General features: G+C 60.8%; 22 protein-coding genes. 13 read left to right on the top strand and 9 right to left on the bottom strand.

What is annotated here, in order from left to right:
* The first annotated feature begins 48 nt into the window (after window positions 1-48).
* Window positions 49-813 (top strand): LuxR family transcriptional regulator, encoded by a 765-nt coding sequence (locus D109_RS0113140; RefSeq protein WP_026077936.1) that lies wholly within the window; start codon window positions 49-51, stop codon window positions 811-813.
* A gap of 94 nt (window positions 814-907) precedes the next feature.
* Window positions 908-1840 (top strand): proline iminopeptidase-family hydrolase, encoded by a 933-nt coding sequence (locus D109_RS0113135; protein WP_017477304.1) that lies wholly within the window; start codon window positions 908-910, stop codon window positions 1838-1840.
* Between the two features lie 116 nt (window positions 1841-1956).
* On the opposite strand, the gene D109_RS0113130 is transcribed toward D109_RS0113135, so the two are convergent.
* Complete coding sequence (locus D109_RS0113130; RefSeq protein ID WP_017477303.1) at window positions 1957-3468, bottom strand: nucleobase:cation symporter-2 family protein; 1512 nt, start codon at window positions 3466-3468, stop codon at window positions 1957-1959.
* A 172-nt stretch (window positions 3469-3640) separates the two neighbouring features.
* On the opposite strand from D109_RS0113130, the gene D109_RS0113125 reads away from it, so the two are divergent.
* Window positions 3641-4591 carry a LysR family transcriptional regulator gene (locus D109_RS0113125; RefSeq protein ID WP_017477302.1) on the top strand — a complete coding sequence of 317 codons (951 nt, stop codon included), beginning with the start codon at window positions 3641-3643 and terminating at the stop codon, window positions 4589-4591.
* A gap of 144 nt (window positions 4592-4735) precedes the next feature.
* Entirely contained in the window at window positions 4736-5569 is an 834-nt protein-coding gene (locus tag D109_RS0113120; RefSeq protein WP_017477301.1) for a hypothetical protein, read from the top strand.
* On the opposite strand, the gene punC is transcribed toward D109_RS0113120, so the two are convergent.
* The gene (gene punC, locus D109_RS0113115; RefSeq protein ID WP_017477300.1) at window positions 5566-6759 is read right to left on the bottom strand and encodes a purine nucleoside transporter PunC; all 1194 of its coding nucleotides are present in this window, start codon (window positions 6757-6759) and stop codon (window positions 5566-5568) included. The two genes, D109_RS0113120 and punC, sit on opposite strands and share 4 nt — an antisense overlap.
* Before the next feature lie 122 nt (window positions 6760-6881).
* On the opposite strand from punC, the gene punR reads away from it, so the two are divergent.
* Window positions 6882-7814 carry a DNA-binding transcriptional activator PunR gene (gene punR, locus D109_RS0113110; RefSeq protein ID WP_017477299.1) on the top strand — a complete coding sequence of 311 codons (933 nt, stop codon included), beginning with the start codon at window positions 6882-6884 and terminating at the stop codon, window positions 7812-7814.
* Window positions 7815-7878: 64 nt separating this feature from the next.
* Here punR and D109_RS0113105 read toward each other — a convergent pair whose 3' ends face one another.
* A complete protein-coding gene (locus D109_RS0113105; protein ID WP_017477298.1) occupies window positions 7879-9048 on the bottom strand; it encodes an aspartate aminotransferase family protein in 1170 nt (389 codons plus the stop codon).
* A 103-nt stretch (window positions 9049-9151) separates the two neighbouring features.
* Here D109_RS0113105 and D109_RS0113100 point away from each other — a divergent pair, with 103 nt between their 5' ends.
* The gene (locus D109_RS0113100) at window positions 9152-10057 is read left to right on the top strand and encodes a LysR family transcriptional regulator (protein ID WP_017477297.1); all 906 of its coding nucleotides are present in this window, start codon (window positions 9152-9154) and stop codon (window positions 10055-10057) included.
* On the opposite strand, the gene D109_RS0113095 is transcribed toward D109_RS0113100, so the two are convergent.
* Both D109_RS0113095 and fabV read right to left on the bottom strand, forming a co-directional pair.
* Window positions 10054-10677 (bottom strand): HAD family phosphatase, encoded by a 624-nt coding sequence (locus tag D109_RS0113095; RefSeq protein WP_017477296.1) that lies wholly within the window; start codon window positions 10675-10677, stop codon window positions 10054-10056. The genes D109_RS0113100 and D109_RS0113095 overlap by 4 nt on opposite strands.
* 100 nt (window positions 10678-10777) lie before the next feature.
* A complete protein-coding gene (gene fabV / locus D109_RS0113090; protein ID WP_017477295.1) occupies window positions 10778-11971 on the bottom strand; it encodes an enoyl-ACP reductase FabV in 1194 nt (397 codons plus the stop codon).
* Between the two features lie 384 nt (window positions 11972-12355).
* On the opposite strand from fabV, the gene D109_RS0113085 reads away from it, so the two are divergent.
* Both D109_RS0113085 and ppnN read left to right on the top strand, forming a co-directional pair.
* Entirely contained in the window at window positions 12356-13180 is an 825-nt protein-coding gene (locus D109_RS0113085) for an aspartyl/asparaginyl beta-hydroxylase domain-containing protein (RefSeq protein WP_017477294.1), read from the top strand.
* Window positions 13181-13327: 147 nt separating this feature from the next.
* Complete coding sequence (gene ppnN / locus D109_RS0113080) at window positions 13328-14701, top strand: nucleotide 5'-monophosphate nucleosidase PpnN (protein WP_017477293.1); 1374 nt, start codon at window positions 13328-13330, stop codon at window positions 14699-14701.
* Between the two features lies 1 nt (window position 14702).
* Here ppnN and D109_RS0113075 read toward each other — a convergent pair whose 3' ends face one another.
* Window positions 14703-15095 carry a RidA family protein gene (locus D109_RS0113075; RefSeq protein ID WP_017477292.1) on the bottom strand — a complete coding sequence of 131 codons (393 nt, stop codon included), beginning with the start codon at window positions 15093-15095 and terminating at the stop codon, window positions 14703-14705.
* Between the two features lie 217 nt (window positions 15096-15312).
* On the opposite strand from D109_RS0113075, the gene D109_RS0113070 reads away from it, so the two are divergent.
* Window positions 15313-15654, top strand: coding sequence for a hypothetical protein (locus tag D109_RS0113070; protein WP_032868549.1), 342 nt, complete (start codon window positions 15313-15315; stop codon window positions 15652-15654).
* A 15-nt stretch (window positions 15655-15669) separates the two neighbouring features.
* On the opposite strand, the gene D109_RS1000000132840 is transcribed toward D109_RS0113070, so the two are convergent.
* The gene (locus D109_RS1000000132840; protein WP_026077934.1) at window positions 15670-15999 is read right to left on the bottom strand and encodes a YXWGXW repeat-containing protein; all 330 of its coding nucleotides are present in this window, start codon (window positions 15997-15999) and stop codon (window positions 15670-15672) included.
* 161 nt (window positions 16000-16160) lie between these two features.
* On the bottom strand, window positions 16161-17057 hold the full coding sequence (locus D109_RS0113060; RefSeq protein WP_177325516.1) for a LysR family transcriptional regulator: 897 nt from the start codon (window positions 17055-17057) through the stop codon (window positions 16161-16163).
* Between the two features lie 97 nt (window positions 17058-17154).
* Between D109_RS0113060 and D109_RS0113055 the strand changes: the two genes are divergently transcribed.
* Complete coding sequence (locus tag D109_RS0113055) at window positions 17155-17808, top strand: NADPH-dependent F420 reductase (RefSeq protein WP_017477288.1); 654 nt, start codon at window positions 17155-17157, stop codon at window positions 17806-17808.
* Between the two features lie 86 nt (window positions 17809-17894).
* On the opposite strand, the gene mqo is transcribed toward D109_RS0113055, so the two are convergent.
* A complete protein-coding gene (gene mqo, locus D109_RS0113050; protein WP_017477287.1) occupies window positions 17895-19541 on the bottom strand; it encodes a malate dehydrogenase (quinone) in 1647 nt (548 codons plus the stop codon).
* Between the two features lie 437 nt (window positions 19542-19978).
* Here mqo and D109_RS0113045 point away from each other — a divergent pair, with 437 nt between their 5' ends.
* The 3 genes from D109_RS0113045 to D109_RS0113035 all read left to right on the top strand — a co-directional run bounded on the left by D109_RS0113045 (window position 19979) and on the right by D109_RS0113035 (window position 23937).
* Entirely contained in the window at window positions 19979-20557 is a 579-nt protein-coding gene (locus D109_RS0113045; protein ID WP_003218890.1) for a fimbrial protein, read from the top strand.
* 66 nt (window positions 20558-20623) lie between these two features.
* Window positions 20624-21319, top strand: a complete 696-nt coding sequence (locus D109_RS0113040; RefSeq protein WP_017477286.1) for a molecular chaperone — start codon at window positions 20624-20626, stop codon at window positions 21317-21319.
* A gap of 41 nt (window positions 21320-21360) precedes the next feature.
* Entirely contained in the window at window positions 21361-23937 is a 2577-nt protein-coding gene (locus D109_RS0113035; protein WP_026077933.1) for a fimbria/pilus outer membrane usher protein, read from the top strand.
* Window positions 23938-24208 lie beyond the last annotated feature (271 nt).

The following is a 24208-nucleotide window of genomic DNA, read 5'->3' as shown; positions in this document are numbered from 1 at the left end:
TTCTACTTGCAGCAAGACGAGATTCAAACGAATTCGGGAGCAGAACGGATGCTGGCCAGGTTAACTGCCTTTAATGACCGTCTCATCCCCGGCAGGAGCCTGGATGAACAGATGGACAACACCCTCGTATTGGCCCAGGACCTGGGTTTTGATGCGTTGGTCTACGACTACACCCCCGTGCCCATTGACCATAATGGTGCACTGATCACCCCGTCAGTGCTGCAACTGCGCAATACGCCGCCAGACTGGTACAGCTTGTGGTGCAGTTCCGGGTTTTATCAGATCGATCCGGTGCAACACCTGGCGCTGTCGACGGTTTCACCCTTTGTCTGGTCCTACGAGGCCAAGGCCGACACCGCACTGCAAAAGGTCATCGACGCCTGCCACGCCCCCGTTTCCAGCTACCTGCACGACCGACAGATGACCTGCGGCGTCAGTGTGCCGATCCATTTGCCCCGGGGCGGTTTCGCCTCGCTGACCGGCCTGCGCACCGGCAAGGCCAGCACGGTGCTGGAGGACGCCCGCCAGACCCTGTCGGAATTCAGCCTGATTACCCACGCGTTGCAGGAAGCGGCCTACCCGCTGTTCAGCAAGGAACTGCGCTCCTACCCGCATATCCGCCTGACCAAGCGTGAGCGCGAATGCCTGAAATGGGCCGCCGACGGCCTGACCGCCGCCGAAATCGCCACGCAATTGAGCCGCTCCCTGGCAGTCGTCACCCTGCACCTGGCGTCGGCCATGCACAAACTGGGGGCCAAGAACCGTGTGCAAGCGGTAGTACGGGCCACCCATTACCGGTTGCTGGAAGACTGATCCGAAGGAAAAACCTAGCTGTTTTGCTAGTTACTTAAACTTTGCGTGCCGACTATCGTGTACCTGATCACTTTTTCTCATGGCAGGGCACGAAATGGAATTCATCGACACCATCCGCGAAGGCTATGCGGCTTTTCGCGACTACCAGACCTGGTACCGAATCACCGGCGACCTGGACAGCGGCCTCACGCCACTGGTCATCCTCCATGGCGGCCCGGGCTGTACCCATGATTATGTCGACGCCTACAAGGACGTGGCTGCCAGTGGCCACGCGGTCATTCACTACGACCAACTGGGCAATGGCCGCTCCACGCACCTGCCCGACAAAGCCCCTTCCTTCTGGACCGTCGGCTTGTTCCTGGAAGAACTGGACAACCTGCTGGACCACCTGCAGATCAGCAACAACTACGCAATCCTGGGACAATCCTGGGGCGGCATGCTTGGCAGCGAACACGCCATCCTGCAACCCAACGGCCTGCGCGCGTTTATCCCGGCCAACTCGCCAACCTGCATGCGGACCTGGGTCGCCGAGGCCAACCGCCTGCGCAAGTTACTGCCAGAAGGGGTGCACGAGACCCTGCTCAAGCACGAACAGGCCGGCACCTACCAAGACCCTGAATACCTGGCCGCCTCACGAATTTTCTATGACCAGCACGTGTGCCGGGTCAATCCATGGCCCGAAGAAGTCGCGCGCACCTTCGCCCAGGTGGATTCGGACCCGACGGTGTACCACGCCATGAGCGGCCCGACGGAATTCCATGTGATTGGCAGCTTGAAAGACTGGAACGTGATCGGCCGGCTGTCGAAGGTCAATGTGCCGACCCTGGTGATTTCCGGTCGCCATGACGAGGCCACGCCGCTGGTGGTCAAGCCGTTCCTGGATGAGATTGCCGACGTGCGCTGGGCGCTGTTCGAAGACTCCAGCCACATGCCCCATGTTGAAGAGCGGCAGGCATGCATGGGGACGGTGGTGCAGTTTTTGGATGAGGCTTGCTCGGTGCCCCACAAAACGCTCAAGACTGGCTGAGATCAAAATGTGGGAGCGGGCTTGCTCGCGAAGGCGGTGGATCAGTCAGCATATTTAGCGACTGACACACCGCCTTCGCGAGCAAGCCCGCTCCCACATTGGACTCTTTGTGGCTGTTACACCTCGCTGGTCTGCGCCCTGCCGTGCACCGCCGCTTTCTTCGGCACCTCTGCCAGCAACGGAATTTCCTTGCCCTCGGCATCAAACAACTTGCCGCCGCTGAAGTAATCCCCATCCCGCAACGCCGCCACATCCTGGAAGCACAGGCTGCGCTCAGTCCCCGCAACAAACACCGACTGCTGGTCCGAGTTGCCGGTGGTGAAGTGGTTGAACGCCAGGTTCAACAGGATCGCCATGATCGCCGACGAACTGATCCCTGAATGGAAAATGGTCGCGAACCAGCTTGGGAAGTGGTCATAGAAACTCGGTGCCGCAATCGGGATCATGCCAAAACCGATGGAAGTGGCGACGATGATCAGGTTCATGTTGTTGCGGTAATCCACCTTGGACAAGGTCCGGATACCACTGGCAGCCACGGTGCCGAACAGCACGATCCCGGCACCGCCCAGCACTGAAGTCGGCACTGCCGCAATCACCCGCCCCATAAACGGCAGCAGGCCGAGGATCACCAGGAATATCCCGCCGGTAGCGACCACGTAGCGGCTCTTGACCCCGGTCACCGCCACCAGCCCGACGTTCTGGGCAAAGGCACTTTGGGTAAACGAGCCGAAGATCGGCGCAAACATGCTCGACAGCATATCCGCGCGCAGGCCATTGCCGAGGCGCTTGGAGTCGACCTTGGTGTCGATGATTTCACCTACCGCGAGAATGTCCGCCGAGGTTTCCACCAGGGTCACCATGACCACGATGCACATCGAAATGATCGCCGCCAGATGAAAGGTTGGCATGCCGAAATGGAAGGGCGTGGGAAAGCCGAACATCGGGCCCTGGGTCACGCTGGAGAAGTCAGCCATGCCGAGGAACACCGCGATCACTGTGCCGATCACCATTGCCAGCAGGATCGACAGCCGCGAGATGGTCGCGCTGCCGATTTTGCTCAGCAGCAGCACCAGCACCAGGGTCAACGCCGCCAGACCGATGTTCGGCATGCTGCCGAAATCCGCGGCGCGGCTGTTGCCGCCCATGGCCCAGCGGGCGGCGACGGGCATCAGGGTCAGGCCGATGGTGGTGATCACAATGCCAGTGACCAGCGGCGGGAAGAATTTGGTTATTCGTGAGAACACCGGGGTGATCAGCAAGCCGATCAAGGACGCGGCCATCACCGCCCCGAGTATCGCCGGGATACCGCCCGCGCCGTCGCTGCCGACGATCGCCACCATGGTCGCCACCCCGGCAAAGGACACCCCTTGCACCAGCGGCAACTGGCAGCCGAAGAACGGCAACCCCAGGGTTTGCAGGAGCGTGGCCAAGCCACCGGCAAACAGCGACGCGGCGATCAGCAGGCCGATATCGGCGGGGGACAACCCGGCCGCCTGGCCGACAATCAACGGCACGGCCACGATGCCGCCGTACATGGTGAGCACATGCTGCAGGCCGTAAGCCATGTTGGCCGCGACGCCGAGATTCTCGTCTTCTGGCCGCTGCGGTGACGCCTTCGGGATAGTCATGGTGAGGGGTTCTCTGTTTTTGTTGTGCGCTCACTGTATGCAATAGAAAGATTGGATGTCCATAGAGTTGTATACAATCAGTTTCACAAAGAGGCCACAAACGGCGTTACAAAAATCCATTCAGCCGCCCTGCCCCGTGGCTCGAAGTGCTGCGCACAAGGACTTGAAAAAATTGCTCAACCGCAAGCTGCGCATCCACGCTCCGGCGATTTACTACTTCGACATGGTTCGCCGTTGCCACTCGATCCGCGAAGCCGCGCGCCGCTTGAACGTGGCGTCTTCGGCGGTGAACCGGCAGATCCTCAAGCTGGAGGACGAAGTGGGCGCGGCACTGTTCGAGCGCCTGCCCGGCGGCCTGCGCCTGACCGCTGCCGGGGAAATCCTGACCCGTCATGTGAGTGTCCTGTTGCAGGATGTGGAGCGTGTGCGCGGCGAACTGGATGGCTTGAACGGCGTGCAGACCGGCCATGTGGAAATCGCCACGGTGGAAGGCGCCACCGTGGAACTGCTGCCCGCCGCCCTCAAGCGCATGCGTGAGCGCTATCCGAAAGTGACCGTTGGCGTCACGGTGCAAGGTTCGCAGTCGATTCCCGGCGCGGTGGTCAACGGCCAGGCTGACCTGGGGTTGGCCTTTGCCTTACCGCGCAGCAGCGAAACCATCCAGGTGTGTGTCGGCCATTTCCGCCTGGGTGCACTGATGGCGCCGGGGCACCCCTTGGCTGGCGAGGCCAGCGTGAGTTATGCACGCTGCTGTGAGCACGGGGTGATCCAGGCCAAGAGCGAACTCTCGGTTCATCACCTGATCGCGCCGCTGCACAAGCGTGCGGCGGCGGCGAACAAGCCACTGCTGCAGAGCAACTCCATGGAACTGGCCCGGCAACTGGCGCGCCAGCAACTGGGCATCGCGTTCCAGACGCGCATTGGCGTGGAGGCCGATTTGGCCCGTGGCGAACTCTTGCACATCCCACTCAGCGACCAGGGCGGGATCTTCAGCGACCTCGGCTTGTACGCCCGCAAAGATCGGGACTTGCCGATGGCGGTACAAGCGATGGCCCATCTGCTCAGTGAAGAAATCAACTTGCGCGAACATCAGGAAACGCCCTCCGCACCGCGTATTTCCTGACTCTCAGGCCAGCTTCAGTGCTGCCGTTTCGGCATCGGCCCAGGCGAGATTCTGTTCTTTGGAACCCATAACGGATGTGCCGATACTGCGCCCGGCGACCCTTGCGCGGTCGCCATGAGCCAAAACGCCAAAGGAATTAAAACAATGAAAAAGGCACTGCACGGCGCAACCGTATTACTCACACTGTTCGGCGGCGGGGAGGCTGTCGCGCTGGAATGGATGAACAACAGCGTAGGATTTCGCTACGGGCAACAGTTCACCAATCCGAACAACCCGGATGAATTCAGAAAGCGTATCTACAGCTTCACCCACGCCAGCGGCTACCAATACGGCAGCAACTACCTGAACCTCGATGTGTTCCTGTCCGACAGCCGCGACCCACGCAAGGGCACCGACCACGGCGGCAGCGAAGTGTATGCCGTGTACCGGCATCAGCTGTATGCCTCACGGGTACTCGATGTGCCGCTGGGCACCGGGGTGATCAAGGATTACGCCCTCACCTTCGGCTTTGACGCCAACCGCAACAACAACCTGGCCTCGGCGAAAAAACGTGCACTGGTGATTGGCCCGACCTTGAAGTTCAACAGCGTCGGCGTGCTGGACCTGAGCCTGATGTACTACAAGGAAAAGAACCATTCCGGCATTCCTGGCGCGAAAGAACCCGATCACACCTTCGACGATACCTACATGCTCAACCTGACCTGGATGCGGCCTTTCGAGATCGGCAACCATGGGGCGAAGTTTCAGGGGTTTATCAATCACGTCGGGGAAAAGGGCGAGGACTTCCATGGCCGCGATACGGCGCCGGAAACCCTGATGCGCACCGCGCTGATGGTGGCGGTGCGCCCGGGAAAGAGCGTCAAGCCGAACCTGTATCTGGGGGTGGGTTACGAGTATTGGCATAACAAGTTCGGCGTGGACGGCGGCCGGGGCAGCCGCACATCAACGCCGACGGTGAACATGGAAGTGACGTTCTAGCGGGCGCGCACCAGGTCGGCATCCGCATCGTCAACCTTCGGCCGCGCCAACCAATAGCCCAACACGGCCAATGGCGCGGTCGCCAGCATCACGATCGCGGTGATCAACAGCGGCTGGTCGATCATCGACGACACAATCAGGCTCCCGAGAAAGCACAGGCCCAACTGCAAGGTGTTCTGCAAGGCTGCCGCTTTGCCGGAATTTTCTGCAAACGGCATCAGCGCATTCGCCACCACGATCGGGTAGCTGGCGCCATTGACCAGCGCCATCAGGCAGAACGGAATCAGCAAGGTCGCGAGCGTCGGCACCGTCAAGGTCGCGACCAGATACAACGCGACCATGCTGACGCAGTACGCCAGCAGCAACCACGGCAACAAAGTCTTGCCCTGGAACCGCTGCAACGCGCTGCGGCAACTGTAGCCACCAATCAGGAACGACAGCGTCGGCAGCACGTAACTCAAGCCGATGTCATTGGGGCTGTAGCCCATGCCGCCGAGGATGAACGGCGAAGCGGTAAGCCAGGCGAAGAAACTGGCCGAGCACGCGGCAAAGATCATCACGTTGCCGGTGAACACCCGCGACTTGAGCAATTGCCCATAGCCGAGCCGGGAAGGTTCGGCATCAGTTGTCAGGCGTTTCGGCAGCGGTCTGAGAAACAACGTAGGCAGCAGCAGGAGCAACGACACCACCAACAACACACCGAAGATCGCCTGCCAGCCCCAGTGATTCAACATCAGCGCCCCCAGCAGCGGCGCCAGGGCCGGTGATAGAGACATCAGCGGCATGATGCCGGCGAACACCCGATGCGCCTTGTCCGCCGGGTAGCGGTCGATCACCAGCGCCTGCCAACTGACAGCGGCGGAACACACGCCAATCGCCTGGACAAAACGCAAGGCCAACAGTTGCGGTGCAGTCTCGACCCAGAACATGCCCAGGCAACCGAGCACAAAAAGGGAAAGGCCGGTGAGCAGGACCGGCTTGCGTCCCATGCGGTCGGACAGCGGCCCCCACAGCAACTGCCCTACGGCAAAGCCGGCGAGGAAAATACTCAGGCTTGCGCCCACCGCGCCGGGGGAAATCTGCAGTTGCTCGCCCATGGCGCCAAACGCCGGCAAGTACATATCCATGGCCAGATAGCCGAGCATGCTCAGCCCCGCCAGGTACCAGGTGAATCCAAAAGAATTTTTCATTGAAGCCTTGTATAAACTGCCATCAAACTATTTGCTGACTGGCACCTATTATGAAGCTGAGCATTTCCCTGTGAAGCGATAATAATTGAACACTCTTATCAATATTTTTGAAGGCAAACCCCATGTGGTCTGAATACTCCCTGGATGTCGTGGATGCGGTGGCCCGCCACGGCAGCTTCAGCGCCGCCGCCCAGGAACTGCACCGCGTGCCATCGGCCATCAGCTACACCGTGCGGCAAATCGAAGAGTGGCTGGCAGTGCCGCTGTTTGTCCGACGTCATCGGGACGTGGAGCTGACGCCCGCCGGTAAATTGTTCGTCGACGAAACCCGTGGCGTCATGAAAAAAATGCTCGGCACCCGCCGGCTGTGCCAGCAAGTGGCCAATGGCTGGAGTGGCCAGTTGAAGGTCGCGGTGGATTCCATCGTTAAACAGCAGCGCTGTCGGCAACTGGTGCTGGATTTCTATCGGCAGTTCCCGGAGGTGGAATTGCTGATGGAATACGAGGTGTACAACGGTGTGTGGGATGCCCTGGCCGATGACCGCACCGACATCGTGATCGGCGCCACCAGCGCGGTGCCGGTGGCCAGTCAATTCACGTTTCGCGACATGGGCCTGCTGAACTGGCTGTGCGTGGTCAGCAGCCGGCATCCGCTGGCGGCGGAAGAAGGCCTGCTCAGCGATGACCAATTGCGGCCCTTCGCCTCCCTGTGCATGACCGACACCTCGCGCAACCTGCCCAAGCGCGACACCTGGACCCTGGATAACCAGCGTCGCTTGGTGGTGCCGCACTGGGCTTCGGCGATTGATTGCCTGCGGGACGGCCTGTGCGTCGGCATGGCACCGGCGCACCTGGTGCAGCCATGGATCGACCGCGGCGAGCTGAGTGCCCTGCAACTGTCCCGGCCCTTCCCCGCCAGCCCGTCTTGCGTGGCGTGGGCGCAGAACAAACTGTCGCCGGCCATGGCCTGGTTGCTGGACTACCTGGGGGATACCGAGACCCTGAACCAGGAATGGCTGAACGGGGTGCAGGTGGGCTCCGGCTACCCCGTTTGAGGATCGTTCCCACGCTCTGCGTGGGAATGCAGCCAGTGACGCTCCGCGTCAGCCTCATCCATGTCTAGTCCAGCAACCGGGAAAGTGCGCGCACGATCATTTCCACTTCCTTGGCATCGAGGGTCAGCGGCGGCAGCAGGCGAATGATCTTGCCCCGCGTGACGTTGATCAGCAGGCCATGCTCTTGCGCCGCACGCTGGGCCAGGTCGCGATGCGGGCTTGCCAGCTCGATGCCGATCATCAGCCCTTGCCCGCGGATCGCCAGCACCTGGGGATGTTCGCTCAATTCCACCCGCAGGCGCGCCAGCAACCGCTCGCCCTGTTGCGCCGCGTTGTCCAGCAAGCCTTGCTCTTCAATGATCTCCAGCACCGTACACCCCACGCGGCAGGCCAGCGGGTTGCCGCCAAAGGTGCTGCCGTGGCTGCCGGGGGTGAACAACTGCGCAACGGAGGCCCGAGCCAGGCACGCGCCAATCGGCACGCCGTTGCCCAGGCCTTTGGCCAAAGTCATCACATCCGGCACGATGCCTTCATGCTGGAAAGCAAACCAGCGGCCCGTGCGGCCGATCCCGGTCTGGATCTCATCAAGCATCAACAACCAGCCTTGCCGGGTGCAGTGCTCGCGCAAGGCTTTCAGATAACCCGGCGGCGCAACCTGCACACCGCTTTCGCCCTGGATCGGCTCCAGCAGCACCGCCACAATCCGCGCACCAAACTTCTGGGTCACGGCTTCCAACGCCTTCAAGTCCCCAAAGCCAATCTTGATAAAATCCCCCGGCAACTTTTGAAACCCCAGCCGCACGGAAGGCCCGTCGCTGGCGGACATGGTGCCCAGGGTGCGCCCGTGAAAGGCATTCTCCATCACCACCACCAGCGGCTGTTCGATGCCCTTTTTCCAGCCATACAGCCGGGCCAGTTTCAGTGCCGTCTCGTTGGCTTCGGCACCGGAGTTGTTGAAGAACGCCTGGTCCAGACCAGAAAGCTGGGTCAGTCGTTGGGCCAGCCGCTGCTGCCAGTCGATGCTGTAAAGGTTGGAGGTGTGCAGCAGTAAACCCGCCTGCTCACTGATGGCCGCCACCAGCCGTGGGTGGGAATGACCGACGTTGGTCACCGCCACACCGGCCACCGCGTCCAGGTATTCACGGCCCTGCTGGTCCCACAGGCGCGTGCCAAGGCCACGGGTAAAGCTCAGGGGCGACGGTTGATAAGTGGTCATCAGGCAGGCGGCGGTCATGGCGTCAGGCTCCAGTGCATCGTAGTGATGGCACCAGTATCGTTAGCCACCTGAGCTGGATAAACTGCACAACACTGCAATCACTTTAAATCAGGGCTTGATAATGGATCTGTTCCAGGCGATGACGGTGTACGTGAAAGTGGTGGAAGCCGGCAGCATGACGGCGGCGGCGCAGGCGTGCGGCATGTCCACCACCATGGTCGGCAATCACCTGCGCGCCCTGGAACAACGCCTGGGGGTCAGCCTGCTCAAGCGCACCACCCGCAAGCAAAGCCTGACCGAGTTTGGCGGGATTTATTACCAGCGTTGCCTGGAGGTGCTGGGCCTGGTGGCCGACTCCGAGCAGATGGCCGAACAAGCCAACAGTGACGTGCCCAAGGGCCTGCTGCGGATCACCGCACCACCGGCCTTTGGCACCGAACGCCTGGCACCGGCGCTCAGCGAATTTTCCCGGCGCTACCCACAGATCAAGCTGTACGTGGTGCTGAGCAACCAGCGGATGGACATGGTCGACAGCGGCTTCGACGTGGCCATCCGCTTGGGCGAGCTGGACGCTCCAAGCCTGATTGCCCGCCCCATGCAGGATTACACCATCACCCTCTGCGCCTCTGCGGAGTACCTGGCGCGCCGTGGCACACCTCAACGCCCCGATGATCTGCAGCAACATGACTGCCTGGCGTTCGCTTACCCGGCGACCGACGATTGGCGCAACGCCGACAAGTTGTGGCGAATGCGCGGCGCAGAAGGCGAAGTGGAAATTCCGGTTTCCGGCTCATTGACCATCAACAGTTCGCAGGCCTTGCGCCAGGCTGCCCTGGAAGGCATGGGCATCGTGATGTTGCCTGACGCCCTGGTCGAGCCAGACCTGCGGGCCGGGAAACTGGTGGCATTACTGACGGACTACCAACTGCCCAGCCGGCCCATGCATTTGCTGTACGCCCAGGACCGCTATCGCCTGCCCAAGCTGCGGGCATTCGTGGATTTCGTCATGGAGAAGTGGGCGCGCTAGAGGTCCACACCGAGTTCGCGCAAGCGCTCACGGGTCTGCGCGGCAGATACGTGGTGAATCCCTTGCCAACCAAGCGCAATGGCCGCCTCGATATTGCCGGCTACGTCGTCAATAAACACCACTTCAGCCGGCTGGATATCCGGCAGATGGGCGCGCACCTGAGCCAGGCTGGCGTGGTAGATCGCGGGATCGGGCTTGATCAACTTGATTTCGCCGGACACCACGATGTCGCGAAAATATTGCAGGAAGGGATAGTTGGCGCGGGCATAGGGAAAGGTTTCGGCGGACCAGTTGGTGAGGCCGAACAGCGGCATCTTCGCCTCATGCAAGGCTTCGAGGATCGCCACACCCTCCGGCAATGCGCCCCGCAGCATCTCGTGCCAGCGGTCGTAATACGCCTGGATCAATGGTTCGTGCTGTGGATGCTCGGCAATCAGCGTGCGGGTCGCCTCGGCCAGGCTGCGCCCGGCGTCCTGCTCGGTGTTCCAGGCCTGGGTGCAGACCGTGTCCAGAAACTGCTGGCGCTCATGGTCGTCGGCAATCAGTTGGCGGTAGAGATGGTGCGGGTTCCAGTCGAACAGGACACCGCCGAAATCAAAAACGACTGCACGAATCGTCATGAAGATCCTCCGTTAGCGTGGGTGTGATAACGGCCGCAGTCTGGCATGACGCGCACAAAAAAGCGGCCCCTGGAGGCCGCTTTTTCATTACCCGAAGCGCTTAAGCCTGAACCAGGCCCTTGATCTTCACGGTCGGATTGACGTCAGCATCGTAGTCCACGCCGTCGATCTCGAAACCGAACAGGCGCAGGAATTCCGCCTTGTAGCCGGCAAAATCGCTGATCTCGTTGACGTTGTCGTCGGAGACCTGATTCCACAGGGCCGCTACTGCGTCCTGAACCTTCGGCTCAAGTTCCGCGAGGTCCGCACGCAGGCGGCCGTCGGCGTCGAGCTTGGGCTCTTTGCCATACAGGCTGTCCTTGAACAGGCCGTAGACCTGCTCGATGCAACCTTCGTGGGTGCCCTGCTCTTTCATCACTTTAAACAGCAGCGACAGGTACAACGGCATGATCGGGATCGCCGAACTGGCCTGGGTCACCACGGCCTTGAGTACCGACACACGGGCGTCGCCCTTCAGTGCCGCCAGGTTTTCGCGCAGGGTCAGGACTTTCTTGTCGAGGTCCTTCTTGGCTTCGCCGATGGAACCGTTCCAGTAGATATCCTGGGTCAGCTTCTCGCCGAGGTAGGTGAACGCGGTGGTCTTGGCGCCTTCGGCCAACACGTCGGCGTCGCGCAGGGCGTCGATCCACAACTGCCAGTCTTCGCCGCCCATGACTTTCACGGTACCGTCGATTTCTTCCTGGGTGGCCGGCTCAAGGGTGGTGTCGACCACGACGCCCTTGTCGGTGTTGATGCCGCGCAGGGTCACGGCCTTGCCGATCGGTTTCAGGGTGGAGTTGTGCACCACGCCTTGCGGGTCGGTACGGCGTGGCGCGGCCAGGCTGTAGACCACCAGGTCGATCTTGCCCAGGTCTTTCTTGATGGTTTCGATGGTCAGGCGCTTGATCTCGTCAGAGAACGCATCGCCGTTGATGCTCTTGGCGTACAGGCCTTTTTCCAGCGCAAACTTCTCGAAGGCGGCGCTGTTGTACCAGCCGGCGGAGCTGAGCTTGCCTTCTTCGCCTTCTTTCTCAAAAAACACGCCCAGGGTGTCGGCGCCGCAGCCAAAGGCAGCGCTGATGCGCGCAGCCAGGCCATAGCCGGTGGAAGCCCCGAGGACCAGCACCTTTTTCGGGCCGCCTTCAATGGCACCGTGTTCGGTCACGTAGTCGATCTGCTCTTTGACATTCGCTTCACAGCCAACCGGGTGAGCGGTCACACAGATAAAGCCACGAACCCGCGGTTTGATGATCATAAAATTTCTGCCTCTTCCAAGGTGCCGAAGGCCAATGGTGGCCATTACAGCGTCAATCGTACCGGTCTATGACGCCCGGAAAACCGAAGCGTCACGATAGTCGCAAATCTTCTGTTCACAAAATGCTATCCGCAACACCGCCGACCTGACCATCCGCCGAGGCATTTTAGGGGGACAACGGTAAAAATCTGTGCAGCAACTTCACAAATTTCCAGCATTTAAAACGCCACGTGAGGGCGATAACACCCTATCATGACCATATTATTTCGATATGTTTCGGCTCGGGCATGATGCCCACGGGTTGACTGATGCCTTTACCTGGCCTGCCAGTCAACCGCGGACGGTTTTGAAGCAATCGAAAACCGTCCGATGGAGCCCAGTTTCATGAGTAAGAGTGTCATCCGCAAACGCCTGGCATCCGCCGCTTGGGTCCTTGGCGTATTGCTGTTCATTTATTGCTTCCCGAAGACCACCCTGGTGTTTCTGCTTCTTGTGGTGTTCTGTGGGCTGTATGACTTCCTGCGCAATGGCCTGTATGACAGCGCGACCATCAAGAAGTATTTCATCGGCAACGGCCGCAATACCTGGCTGCTGGCGCCGTTCAACACGCTGTTCGATTTGTTGAGCCAGCGTAATCGCCACGTTTATAAAATGAACGACCTGCCGCCGGCCTGGCGTGAAGACCTGCAAAAGGTGATCGACGACGCCATGGCCAACAAAGACGAGATCATCCAGTACCTGGATGAGCGCATGGCCGAGAAAAAACGCGGCATGCTGTTTTTCCAATGGTACGGCCGCCCGATCGAGACCACCCTGGATATCCCTCAACTGCGGGAAAAACTGCCCTACGTGAAAACCATCGGCGTGTCGGTGTTCAACGAAAACCGCTCCACCTCGTTTCACTTCGGCCCGCTGCGCATGATGTTCCGCGTCCTCTACAACATGGCACCGGCGCCCCATCACGACGGCGTGTACATCCAGGTCGGCAAGCACAAGCACTACTGGCACGATGACCCGCTGTTTATCTTCGATGACACGCTGATGCACGCCTCCTTCAACAAGAACGACGCCAAGCGCTACTGCCTGTTCATCGATATCGTGCGGCCAACCCTGGTGCCGTCGTTGCTCAACGGCCTGATCGCGGGCTTTGCCGGAGCGGTCTTTACCTTGCGGCGGTTTTTCTACAAAAACTGGAAGCTGATTCAGTAACTTCTGCGGCATGATGGTGCGCGACGGTGTTTGCGCTCGGCTCCAGTGCCGGGGAAAATGCCAGTCCAATGCGACCGAACACGGCGCGCACTATCCTCAAGCCACTGGCCCTGCATGGTCCGGTGGCCGTGCTTTCAGGGAATCAGAATGCCCCAAAGACAAGTCATCAATGCCTCCGTAAGCCCTAAAGGCAGCCTTGAAACGCTGTCGCAACGTGAAGTCCAGCAACTGAGCGAAGCCGGTACCGGCAGCATCTATACCCTCTTCCGTCAATGCGCCCTGGCCATTCTCAACACCGGCGCGCACATCGACAACGCCAAGACCATCCTCGACGCCTATAAAGATTTCGAAGTGCGCATCCACCAGCAGGACCGTGGCGTGCGCCTGGAACTGTTGAACGCTCCGGCTGACGCTTTCGTCGATGGCGAAATGATTGCCAGCACCCGGGAAATGCTGTTCAGCGCCCTGCGTGACATCGTCTACACCGAAAACGAACTGGACAGCCAGCGCATCGACCTGAGCAGCTCCCAGGGCATCACCGACTACGTGTTCCACCTGCTGCGCAACGCCCGCACCCTGCGCCCGGGCGTGGAGCCGAAGATCGTGGTGTGCTGGGGCGGGCACTCGATCAATACCGAAGAATACAAATACACCAAGAAAGTCGGCCACGAACTCGGCCTGCGCAGCCTCGACGTGTGCACCGGCTGCGGCCCCGGCGTGATGAAAGGCCCGATGAAGGGCGCGACCATTTCCCACGCCAAGCAACGCATTACCGGCGGGCGCTACCTGGGCCTGACCGAGCCTGGGATCATCGCCGCCGAGGCGCCGAACCCTATCGTCAATGAGCTGGTGATTTTGCCGGACATCGAAAAGCGCCTGGAAGCCTTCGTGCGCGTCGGCCATGGCATCATCATCTTCCCGGGCGGCGCCGGCACTGCCGAAGAGTTCCTGTACCTGCTGGGCATCCTGATGCACCCGGACAACCACGACGTGCCATTCCCGGTGATCCTCACCGGGCCGAAACACGCCGCGCCGTACCTGCAACAGCTGCACGCGTTTGTCGGCGCAACCCTCGGCGAAGCGGCTCAGGCCCACTACCAAATCATCATCGACGACCCGGCTGAAGTGGCGCGGCAAATGACCGCCGGCTTGAAAGCGGTCAAACAGTTCCGCCGCGAGCGCAATGACGCGTTCCACTTCAACTGGCTGCTGAAGATCGACGAAGGCTTCCAGCGCCCGTTCGACCCGACCCACGCCAACATGGCCAGCCTGCAACTGAGCCACGCCCTGCCGCCCCATGAACTGGCGGCCAACCTGCGCCGAGCGTTCTCGGGGATTGTGGCGGGCAACGTCAAGGACAAGGGCATCCGCCTGATCGAACAGAACGGGCCGTATGAGATCCATGGCGACCCGGCGATCATGAAGCCGCTGGACGAGTTGCTGAAGGCGTTTGTGGAGCAGCACCGGATGAAACTGCCAGGCGGCGCCGCCTACGTACCGTGCTACCGCGTGGTGCAGTGAGTCAGCGCTGAACCGCTACGCACTTGATCTCCAGCAGCAAGCCTGGATTGGCCAGTTCTGATACGCCAATGACCGTCCAGGCGCACAACCCTCGGGGGAACACGCGGTTTTTCACTTCACGGAAAACCGCCATGTGTTCACTCAGGTTCACGTGGTAGGTGGTCATGTCGACCACGTCTTCGAAGGTGCACCCACCCTCCTCCAACACCAGCCGCAGGCTCTCCCAGGCTGCGATGAATTGCGCCTCGGGGTCGGTGATGACTTCCAGGTTCTCCGTGCGACCGACCTGCCCGGCGCAGTACAGGGTCTTGCCGACTTTTACGGCCGGGACGTAGCCGGCGCGTTCGACGATGGGGTGCATGGAGGTAGGGATGATGAGGTGGCGGTCGGTCATATGTTGTATCTCTTTGAGCAGCAGTATTCGATGCCGGGAAGAAAGCGGTTGGGCTATCTTTTTACCGCCTGGCGCTACTCAGCGCATCCAAAAGTTTGCCCAAGGCACCTGGTCAATGAACAAAAAACCTTTGGCCTATCCCCGTCATATGCATGACGACTGACCCAAATCTGGAAGAACCAAAGTGCGCAAACTTCCGCTACTTTTCCTGACGCTGATGCCCTCCCTCGCCCTCGCCGAAGCCATCACCTGGCCCGACCTGCCCGACACCTGCTTCGTCAGCGGCCGTTCCGCTACCAGTCAGGATGTGGACAGCGGTTGTGCGGCGTTTCTGATCAATGTGAAGGGCAAGGCGGCAGGCACGCCGATCAAGCTGGATATCCCGCAGTACGCCATGCATATCGACGAAGGCACCGGCAAGGAAACACCGGTGATCCTCATCCAGGCGGAAGAGAATGGCGATGTTAAAGCTGTAGGTTACAAAGAGCTTGGCACCGGCCAGTTAGGCGCGGCGCTGCTCAGGGAAGTTCGGCTTCTGGGTACACAGAAGCCGATTTAAGCCATTGGAAAACGGTCAGCGAACCCAACCGCCGCCTTGCCAGTGATAGCCATCATTACGCTGCTCCCAATGCGGGTGAACGTAACGATAACCCGGTCGCACCGGCTCCCAGTGGCCGCGGACTGCCACATAGCGTCCGCCTTCCCAACGCCAGTAACCGCGCGACCACAAATAACCTGGCCGCCCTTCCGGCTCGACCTCGATGACCTGCACCGGCGGCGGTTGCGGTGCGACGACTTCTACATATTCACGCTGCACCGGTCGTCGATCATGCACGACCCGCTCCTCTACACACCCGGAAGCCGCGACGACCAGAGCCGCCAATGCCGCATAACGTAACAACATACAGAATCCTCGGGCGTCACCGCCCAGCGTTTATATCGGTAAAAAAATGCCCCCTTGTTCCAGCCGCGCTCCTGCTTGGCTATAAGACTTTTTAGCAGGTGCCAACTGTCAGCTTGCTGAACCCACGGGTGGACGGTAGGTAAAGAAAAACTGACCTTGGATCAAGGCGGACCGAAACGCAGTAGCACCGCGTCGACAAATTTCCGCAGCTTGGCGGTGCGCTGGCGGTTCGCGGTGTACAACAGATGCATCTGCCGGCTGGGCGCTTCAAACTCTGGCAGCAAGCGCACCAGTTCGCCACGCTTCAGGGCCGAACGTAAAAAATCTTCTGGCCCCAGGACAATCCCAAAACCATCCAGCGCCGCAGTCATCAACGCCCGGCTTTCATTCACGTGCAGGCGGCTGGCAACCGGGGCCTTGTGCAGGGTGGAGCCTTGGTAGAACGACCATTCGCGATCAGCCGGGCGTGACCAGTAGGCGTATCCCAGGCACTCGTGGTGTTCAAGGTCTGCGGGCGTGAGTGGCGTGCCTCGCTCGGCCAGGTATTCCGGGGACGCGCAGACCACCAGGCGGTAGGGCTGCAGCGGCCTGGCGGTAAGGCTGCTGTTCGCCAGCGGGCCGATGCGAAACGCCACCTCGTAGCCCTCCTCCACCAGGTCGACAAACCGGTCGGTCAGGTGCAGGTCGATTTCCACCTCGGGGTTGTCGCGTAAAAATTCGGTCACCAGTGGCATCAGGCTGTAGGAGCCAAAGGTCACGGGAGCGCTGACCTTGAGCTTGCCCCGTGGCGTGTCGTTCATGATCTGCGCGAGGGAGTCCGCCGCCTCTGCTTCCGTCAGGATATGTTTGCAACGCTCGTAGTACGCGCTTCCCAGCTCCGTCAGGCTTTGCCGGCGCGTGGTGCGGTTGAGCAAGCGTGCGCCCAGGCGCTGCTCCAGGGCCGCCACATGCTTGGCCACCATCTGTGGCGACATTTCCAGGCGCTCGGCGGCCCGGGCGTAGGACCCCAGCTCGGCAGCCATCACAAAGGCACTCATGCTTGAAAGGCGATCCATCATTCACCACTCCCAGTAACAACACTCAGACCAGAACGGCCATTTATCCTCATCCAGTAGCCAATCATCATAACGACTCTCTCAACCAAGGAGCACCGACATGAAAATTGGCATCATCGGAGCAGGCTTTATCGGACGCGCTGTTGCGCAATTGGCGTTGGCCGCCGGCCATGAAGTGATGTTGAGCAACTCCCGTGGCCCGCAGTCCATGAGCAGCGTGCTGAGTGGCATTCGTGGGGTTCAAGTGGGCACCGCGCAAGAGGCGGCGCAATTTGGCGAATTGGTGCTGCTGGCCATTCCGTTCGAGCATTACCGCAGCGTGCCGGCGCAATGGCTGGAGGGCAAAACCGTGATGGATGCCAATAACTACTACCCGAATCGCGACGGCCATATTCCCGTGCTCGACCGTTTCGAAACCACTACCAGCCGATTGGTGGCCGAGCATCTGTCGCAGTCGAATGTAGTGAAAGTGTTCAATGCCATCCTGGCGCCGGACCTGACTCAGGACGCCCGCACCCGCGGTGCGCCGGACCGACGTGCGCTCCCGGTCGCAGCGGATGACCCGGCAGCCAAGGCACAAGTCATCGCCCTGCTGGACGAGATCGGCTTCGACGCCGTAGATGCCGGTGGGCTGGATGAGAGCTGGCGGTTTGAACGCGCCAAGCCGGCGTACTGCATACCTCTGGATAAAGCGGGACTGAAGGCAGCGTTGGCAGCTGCAGAGCGCCAGGTCGAGTTGCCCGCGCGCTGGTAACACCTGCAAAAAGCCCGCTGACCGTTACCGGTTCAGCGGGCTTTTTTTACATCGGGTTGATCCTGAATCAGGACCTCGCCAACGTCTTACAGCGCGATGTCAGAAGCTGGCTTGCTCGGCTCAGCCGCAGGCTTGGCAGCCTCGGTGGCTTTTGGAGCAGTCAGTTGCGGAATCGCTGGCGGAGGCGTCAGCTGCAGAATGTTGGCGGTGTAGGCCCATTCTTTAGCCACAGCTTCCGGGCTGTCGTTCAGCTTGGTGCCGTAGCTAGGCACGATCTGGTGCAGCTTTTCCTGCCAGGCCGGCGAAGCAACCTGTTCCTTGAACACTTTCTGCAGCACGGTCAGCATGATCGGAGCCGCGGTGGAAGCGCCTGGCGATGCACCCAACAGGCCTGCAATGGTGTTGTCAGCCGAGCTGACCACTTCGGTACCGAGTTTCAGGACGCCGCCCTGCTCTTCGTCACGCTTGATGATCTGCACACGCTGACCGGCTTGCCACAGGCGCCAGTCTTCTTTCTTGGCGTTCGGGAAGTACTCTTGCAGCGCCTTGAAGCGGTCGTCATCCGACAGCATCAGTTGGCCAGCGAGGTACTCGACCAGTGGGTATTCGCGGATACCGACTTTGGTCATTGGCCAGATGTTGTGGGTGGTGGTGCTGGTCAGCAGGTCCAGGTACGAGCCTTCTTTCAGGAACTTGGTCGAGAAGGTCGCGAATGGGCCAAACAGAATCACGCGCTTGCCATCCAGCACGCGGGTGTCCAGGTGCGGAACCGACATCGGCGGTGCGCCAACGGAAGCTTTACCGTAGGCCTTGGCCAGGTGCTGCTCGGCAATCGTTGCGTTATCGGTCACCAGGAACGAACCGCCAACAGGGAAGCCCGCGTATTCCTTGGCTTCAGGAATGCCCGACTTCTGCAGCAGGTGCAGTGCACCGCCGCCCGCGCCGATGAATACGAACTTGGCGTCGGTTTCAGTCTTGGTGCCGTCTTTCAGGTTCTTGTAGCTGACGCGCCACGAACCGTCGGCGTTCTTGGTGATGTCCTGCACTTCGCTCGACAGTTTCAGGTCGAACTTCGGCGTGGTTTGCAGGTGAGCGACGAACTGGCGGGTGATCTCGCCGAAGTTCACGTCCGTACCGATCGGGGTCCAGGTGGCCGCGATTTTCTGGTTCGGGTCACGCCCTTCCATCATCAGCGGGACCCACTTCTTGATCTGAACCGGGTCTTCGGAGTACTGCATGCCGGCGAACAGCGGGCTCGCTTGCAGCGCTTCGTAACGCTTCTTCAGGAACTTGATGTTGTCATCGCCCCACACGAAGCTCATGTGCGGAGTGGAGTTGATGAACGAACGCGGGTTCTTCAGGACGCCCTGCTGAACCTGCCAGGACCAGAACTGACGGGAGATCTGGAACGCTTCGTTGATCTCGACCGCTTTCGGGATTTCCACGTTGCCGTTCTTGTCTTCCGGGGTGTAGTTCAGCTCAGCCAAAGCCGAGTGACCGGTACCGGCGTTGTTCCAGCCGTTGGAGCTTTCTTCGGCCACGCCATCGAGGCGCTCGACCATCTCCATCGACCAATCCGGTTGCAGCTCATTAAGCCACACACCCAGGGTTGCACTCATGATGCCGCCGCCGATCAGCAGCACATCGACTTTCTTTGCCTCTTCCGCGTGAACGGAAGTGATCCCCATCGACAAAGCCAGCCCCAGCAGGGCAGTGTTTACTTTTTTAAACATCAGTAGCACCTATGATAAAACGCCATCCGCCCCACCGCCCCTGATCATGGGCAACCCTCAATCACGCTGCGCCAGGCAACGCACCGCGGGGTTTGCACATTCATTCGGGGACCGCAGGGTGGGCACACAAGGCCGACGTATCGACCTCACTTTTATGTCCCTTCTGCGCTGACTTCTTATCATTATTGGCTTCAGCTACCTGGGCGACAGCCAACCGCCGGGACGTATACGGATGTACGTACCCGATAGAGACTAGACCAAGATGGCGCGCAGAATATCATGCTCGGCGCCTTATATGGACTCACCGGTCGGGCGGCCATCAGTTCGCCAGTTTTTAAGATCCGTCTCATGTGCCTCTAAATCACAGCATTGCACTATGGATTGGCTTACCTGACGGGTAGGCAGACAACCTTCCTTCTCTTAAAAGAGGCACTGCAATGCTGAACAAACTGAGCCAACTCACCCTCGCCTGCGGCGCTTGCTGGTTGCTGGCCGGCACCGCACAGGCGGCGGACGGGCAGATCGAATTCACCGGTTCCGTCACCGATAACGCCTGCACCATCACCACCGGCGACGTGAACAAGTCGGTGACCCTGGACCCGGTGCGCATCGCTGACTTCGCGCCCACCGTGGGTTCGGTGCTCACCGATAAAGCCAAGCCGTTTTCCATCAGCCTGGATAACTGCAGCACCGCGACCCGTAAAAACGTCGCGATCACCTTCAGCGGCCAGCAAGACGCCAGCGACCCGACATTGCTGGGCCTGACCGGTGAAAACCAGGTGCGCGGTATCGCGATCCAGATCACCGACTCCCGTAACGGCAACAAGCTGCCACTGAACACGCCGACCGCCGATTACGACCTGCGTGCACAGTCCAATACCTTCGACTTCACCGCTGCCTACGTGCGCACCGTCGCCGACACCACCACCGGTGAAGGCGACGACGCGGTGACCACCTCCGGCATCAGCACCGGTCAGGTGCACGCGCTGGCCAGCTTCGACGTTACCTACAAGTAATTGCTCGTCAACACCGTGGGCCTGGCGTTTGCGCGCCGGCCCGCGGGCTTTCGGAGGTCCCCTGTCATGCGTTTGAAAGTCTATCTTCTGCTCGCCCTGCTGCCGCTCTGGCACAGCGCCGCCAATGCCGCCGTCACCGTCGGCGCCACGCGGCTGATCTACGACGGCGCTTCCAACGAAGCCAACCTGACCGTCAGCAACCGCGACGACACCTCGCCTTACCTCGTGCAGTCCTGGGTCAGCCACTTCGGCAGTGGCAACGAGGAAAGCGTCGATAATTTTATCGTCACGCCGCCGCTGTTCCGCCTGGATGCCGACAAGGAAAACATCCTGCGCATCATTTTTACCGGTGGCCCCGAGGTGCCCCAGGACCGCGAAAGCCTGTTCCTGATGAACGTCAAGGCAATCCCGGCCATGAGCGACGATCAAAAAGGCAAGAACGTGCTGCAGATCGCGCTCAAGACCACGATCAAACTGTTCTACCGCCCGGCCGGCCTCAAAGGTTCGCTCAAGGACGCGGTGGCGCAAGTGAACTGGAAGGCCCAAGCGGGTGCATTGGCCGTCAATAACGCCTCCAAGCTGCACGTGGTGGTCAGCGAACTGAAGCTCAACGGCCTGCCGATCACCCAGGCGCCGGATGTGCTGCGCCCAGGCGAAGCGCGTGAGCTGCCGATCCAGGCAAAGGCCGGCGATGAAGTGCAACTGAGCTACATCGATGACTACGGCAGCATCGTGACCGCCCCCGTCATCCGCATTCACTGATACCCACGCGACAACCCCGGAACGCCTTTTCAGGAACGACCATGCTCCGTTCATTCCCATTCATGCGCCGTTGCGCCGTGAAGGCTTTCGGCTGCCCGCTCGTGGCCGCCGCCGCCTTGCACTTGGCCCCCGCACACGCCGGCTACGAGTTCGATGCGTCGTTTCTCGAAATCGGCGGCGGGCAGAGTTCGGCCGCTGTGAAACAACAGGTCAGCGCCATGAGCGACGGCCAGTTGCCGGGGATTTACCGGGTGGATATCCAGCTCAACCAGCGCTCGATCGAACAGCGTGATGTGCGCTTCATCCGCGCCACTGGCACCCAGGAACGCTCGAGCACCGGCCTGTTCCCCTGCCTGGATGTCGAGTTCTTCCGCGCCCAGGGCGTGGCCGACACGGCCCTGCAAAACCGCACCGACGCCGACCCCACCTGCATTGCGTTCGATCAGGGCCTGGCCGGCGTGAGCTACGACTACGACTTCAACCGCCAGATCCTGTCGATTGAAATCCCACAGGCCTACCTGGGCAGCATCCCTTTTGAAGTGCGCCGTCGGCAATGGAGTAACGGCGAACAGGTGGCCTTCACCAACTACACCTTCACCGGCAGCACCGTGGAGTCCGATACCGGCCGCCGCCAGGACCAGTTCGGCAGCCTGCGCAGCGGCGTGAATGCCGGGGCCTGGCGCCTGCGCAATTTTTCCACCTGGCAAAAAGGCAGCACCACGCCCGGGCGCTGGGAGTCGCTGGAAACCTATGCCCAGCGCGACATGGGCAACATGATGGCGATCGCCACCCTGGGCGATTCCACCACCGAAGGCGACCTGTTTGACGCCATCCCCTATCGCGGGCTGGGCATCGCCTCGGACCTGGACATGCTGCCCGACCAGGCCCGCGAATTCGCCCCGGTGATTCGCGGTATTGCCAATGGCCGCTCGCGGGTGATCATCCGCCAGCGTGGTTATGTGATCCATGAGCAATGGGTGCCGTCCGGGCCGTTCGCCTTGACCGACCTGTACCCCACCGCCAGCAACGGCGACATCGAAGTCACGGTGGAAGGCCCGGATGGCCAGCGCCAGGTCTACACCCAATCGTTCTCGGCGGTGCCCTACATGCTGCGAGAAGGCCAGCAAAGCTATTCGGTGTTCGCCGGCCAGTACCGCCCGGCGCAATCGTCTTTTGCGCAGGACACGCCCACCTTTATCCAGGCCTCCCTGCGGCGTGGTTTGAGCGGTGGCACCACGCTGTTTGGCGGCAGCCTGATCAGCGACCAATACAACGCCGGCCTGCTAGGTTTTGCCCACGACTTTGCCGGCTTTGGCGCGATCTCGGTGGACGTGACCCACGCCCGCAGCGACGCCATGGGCCGGGAGAAAACCACGTCCAGCGGCCAGTCGTTTCGCTTTCGCTATTCCAAGTCCCTGGCGGCCACCGACACCAACTTCAGCCTGATCGGCTACCGCTACTCCACCGGCGGCTACTACTCGTTCAACGAAGCGCTGAACAGCCGCAGCACCGAGCAAACCCTGGACACGTACCGCAGCGGCCACATGAAAAGCAACTTTACCGCCAACGTGTCGCAGCAATTGGGCGGCTACGGCGGGGTGTACGCCAACGTGTCGAAAACCGCCTACTGGGACAAGAGCAAGGCCGACACCTCGATCCAACTGGGATACAGCGCGAGCGTCGGGGACATTTCCTACTCCCTTGGGCTGGGCCTGAACAAAGGCGCCAACAGCGACGATCGCAGCCTGTCTCTGAGCATCAGCATGCCCCTGGGCGGCACGCGCAGCCAGCGCGTTACGGCCAACATGAACCAGAGCGCGCGTGGCTCGGCATCACGCACCGCGACCCTGAGCGGCAACGCGTTCGAGGACGATACGCTGGCCTACAGCGCGGGCGTGTCGCAGCAAGTCAGCGGCGCGCAACGCCAGACCGGCGGCACCTTCGCCGCGCAATACGACGCGCCCAACGCAATTGTGCGCGGCGCCTATAACGAGACCAGTGGCAGCCGCCAACTGGACATGGGCGTCGAAGGTTCGGTGGTGGCGTATGACACCAACCTGATGTTCAGCCAGCCATTGGGCGAAACCAATGTGATCGTCGCCACACCGGGCGCCGCCGACGTGGGCATCAGCAACAAGCGCGGTGTGCGCACCAACAGCAATGGCTACACCGTGGTGCCACAGGCCCTGCCCTATCGCAAAAACCGCGTGTCGCTGGACACCCAGTCAATGCCGTCTGACGTCGACATTGCCGAGCCGGTGCAGGAAGTCACGCCAAACCGTGGTGCCTTTGTGCTGGCGGACTTCGACACCCGGCGCGGCCAACGCATCCTGTTTCGCATCAGCGACACGCGGGGCGAAGCAGCGCCCTTTGCCGCCCGCGCCGAACTGTTCGCGCCGGACGGCCGTGCCTTGGGCAACACCCTGGTAGCCGACAAAGGCCGCGCGTTCCTGACCGGCGTGCCGCCCGAGGCGCGGTTGTTGGTCAGCGTCGACGGCCAGCCGTGGTGCAGCCGCGAATTGAAGCTGGACGAAACAGAGCCTGCCGAGGGCGGCATCACCCAAATGAATATTCAATGTGAGCGCGCGGCCGGTGGGTCGGGTGCCAAGGATTCCTGACATGATCGTTAAAGCAACACATAAGGTACGTGGACGGCTGATGCTTGCGCTGTTGTGCGCAGTATTGAGCTGCCTGTCACAACAGGCGCACGCGTTGGTCGAAGGGAATCTCAACTGCACAGTGCCGGGTTTTCCGAGCGGCGGTTACACTTTTACGCCCGGTCAGGCGATCAGAATCGTCTACGAGGGTACGTGCACCGTTCGCCGTGCATTCCCCTATTCCGCCGGCTTAAATTCGCAAGTCAATTACCTGAGCGGCCCGGATCAAGCC

Origin of the sequence: Pseudomonas sp. PAMC 26793 (genome assembly GCF_000313235.1) — a bacterium.
GTDB classification, from domain to species: domain Bacteria; phylum Pseudomonadota; class Gammaproteobacteria; order Pseudomonadales; family Pseudomonadaceae; genus Aquipseudomonas; species Aquipseudomonas yamanorum.
Note: the sequence above shows the minus strand (reverse complement) of the source record. Positions and strands in the feature narration are given on the sequence as shown.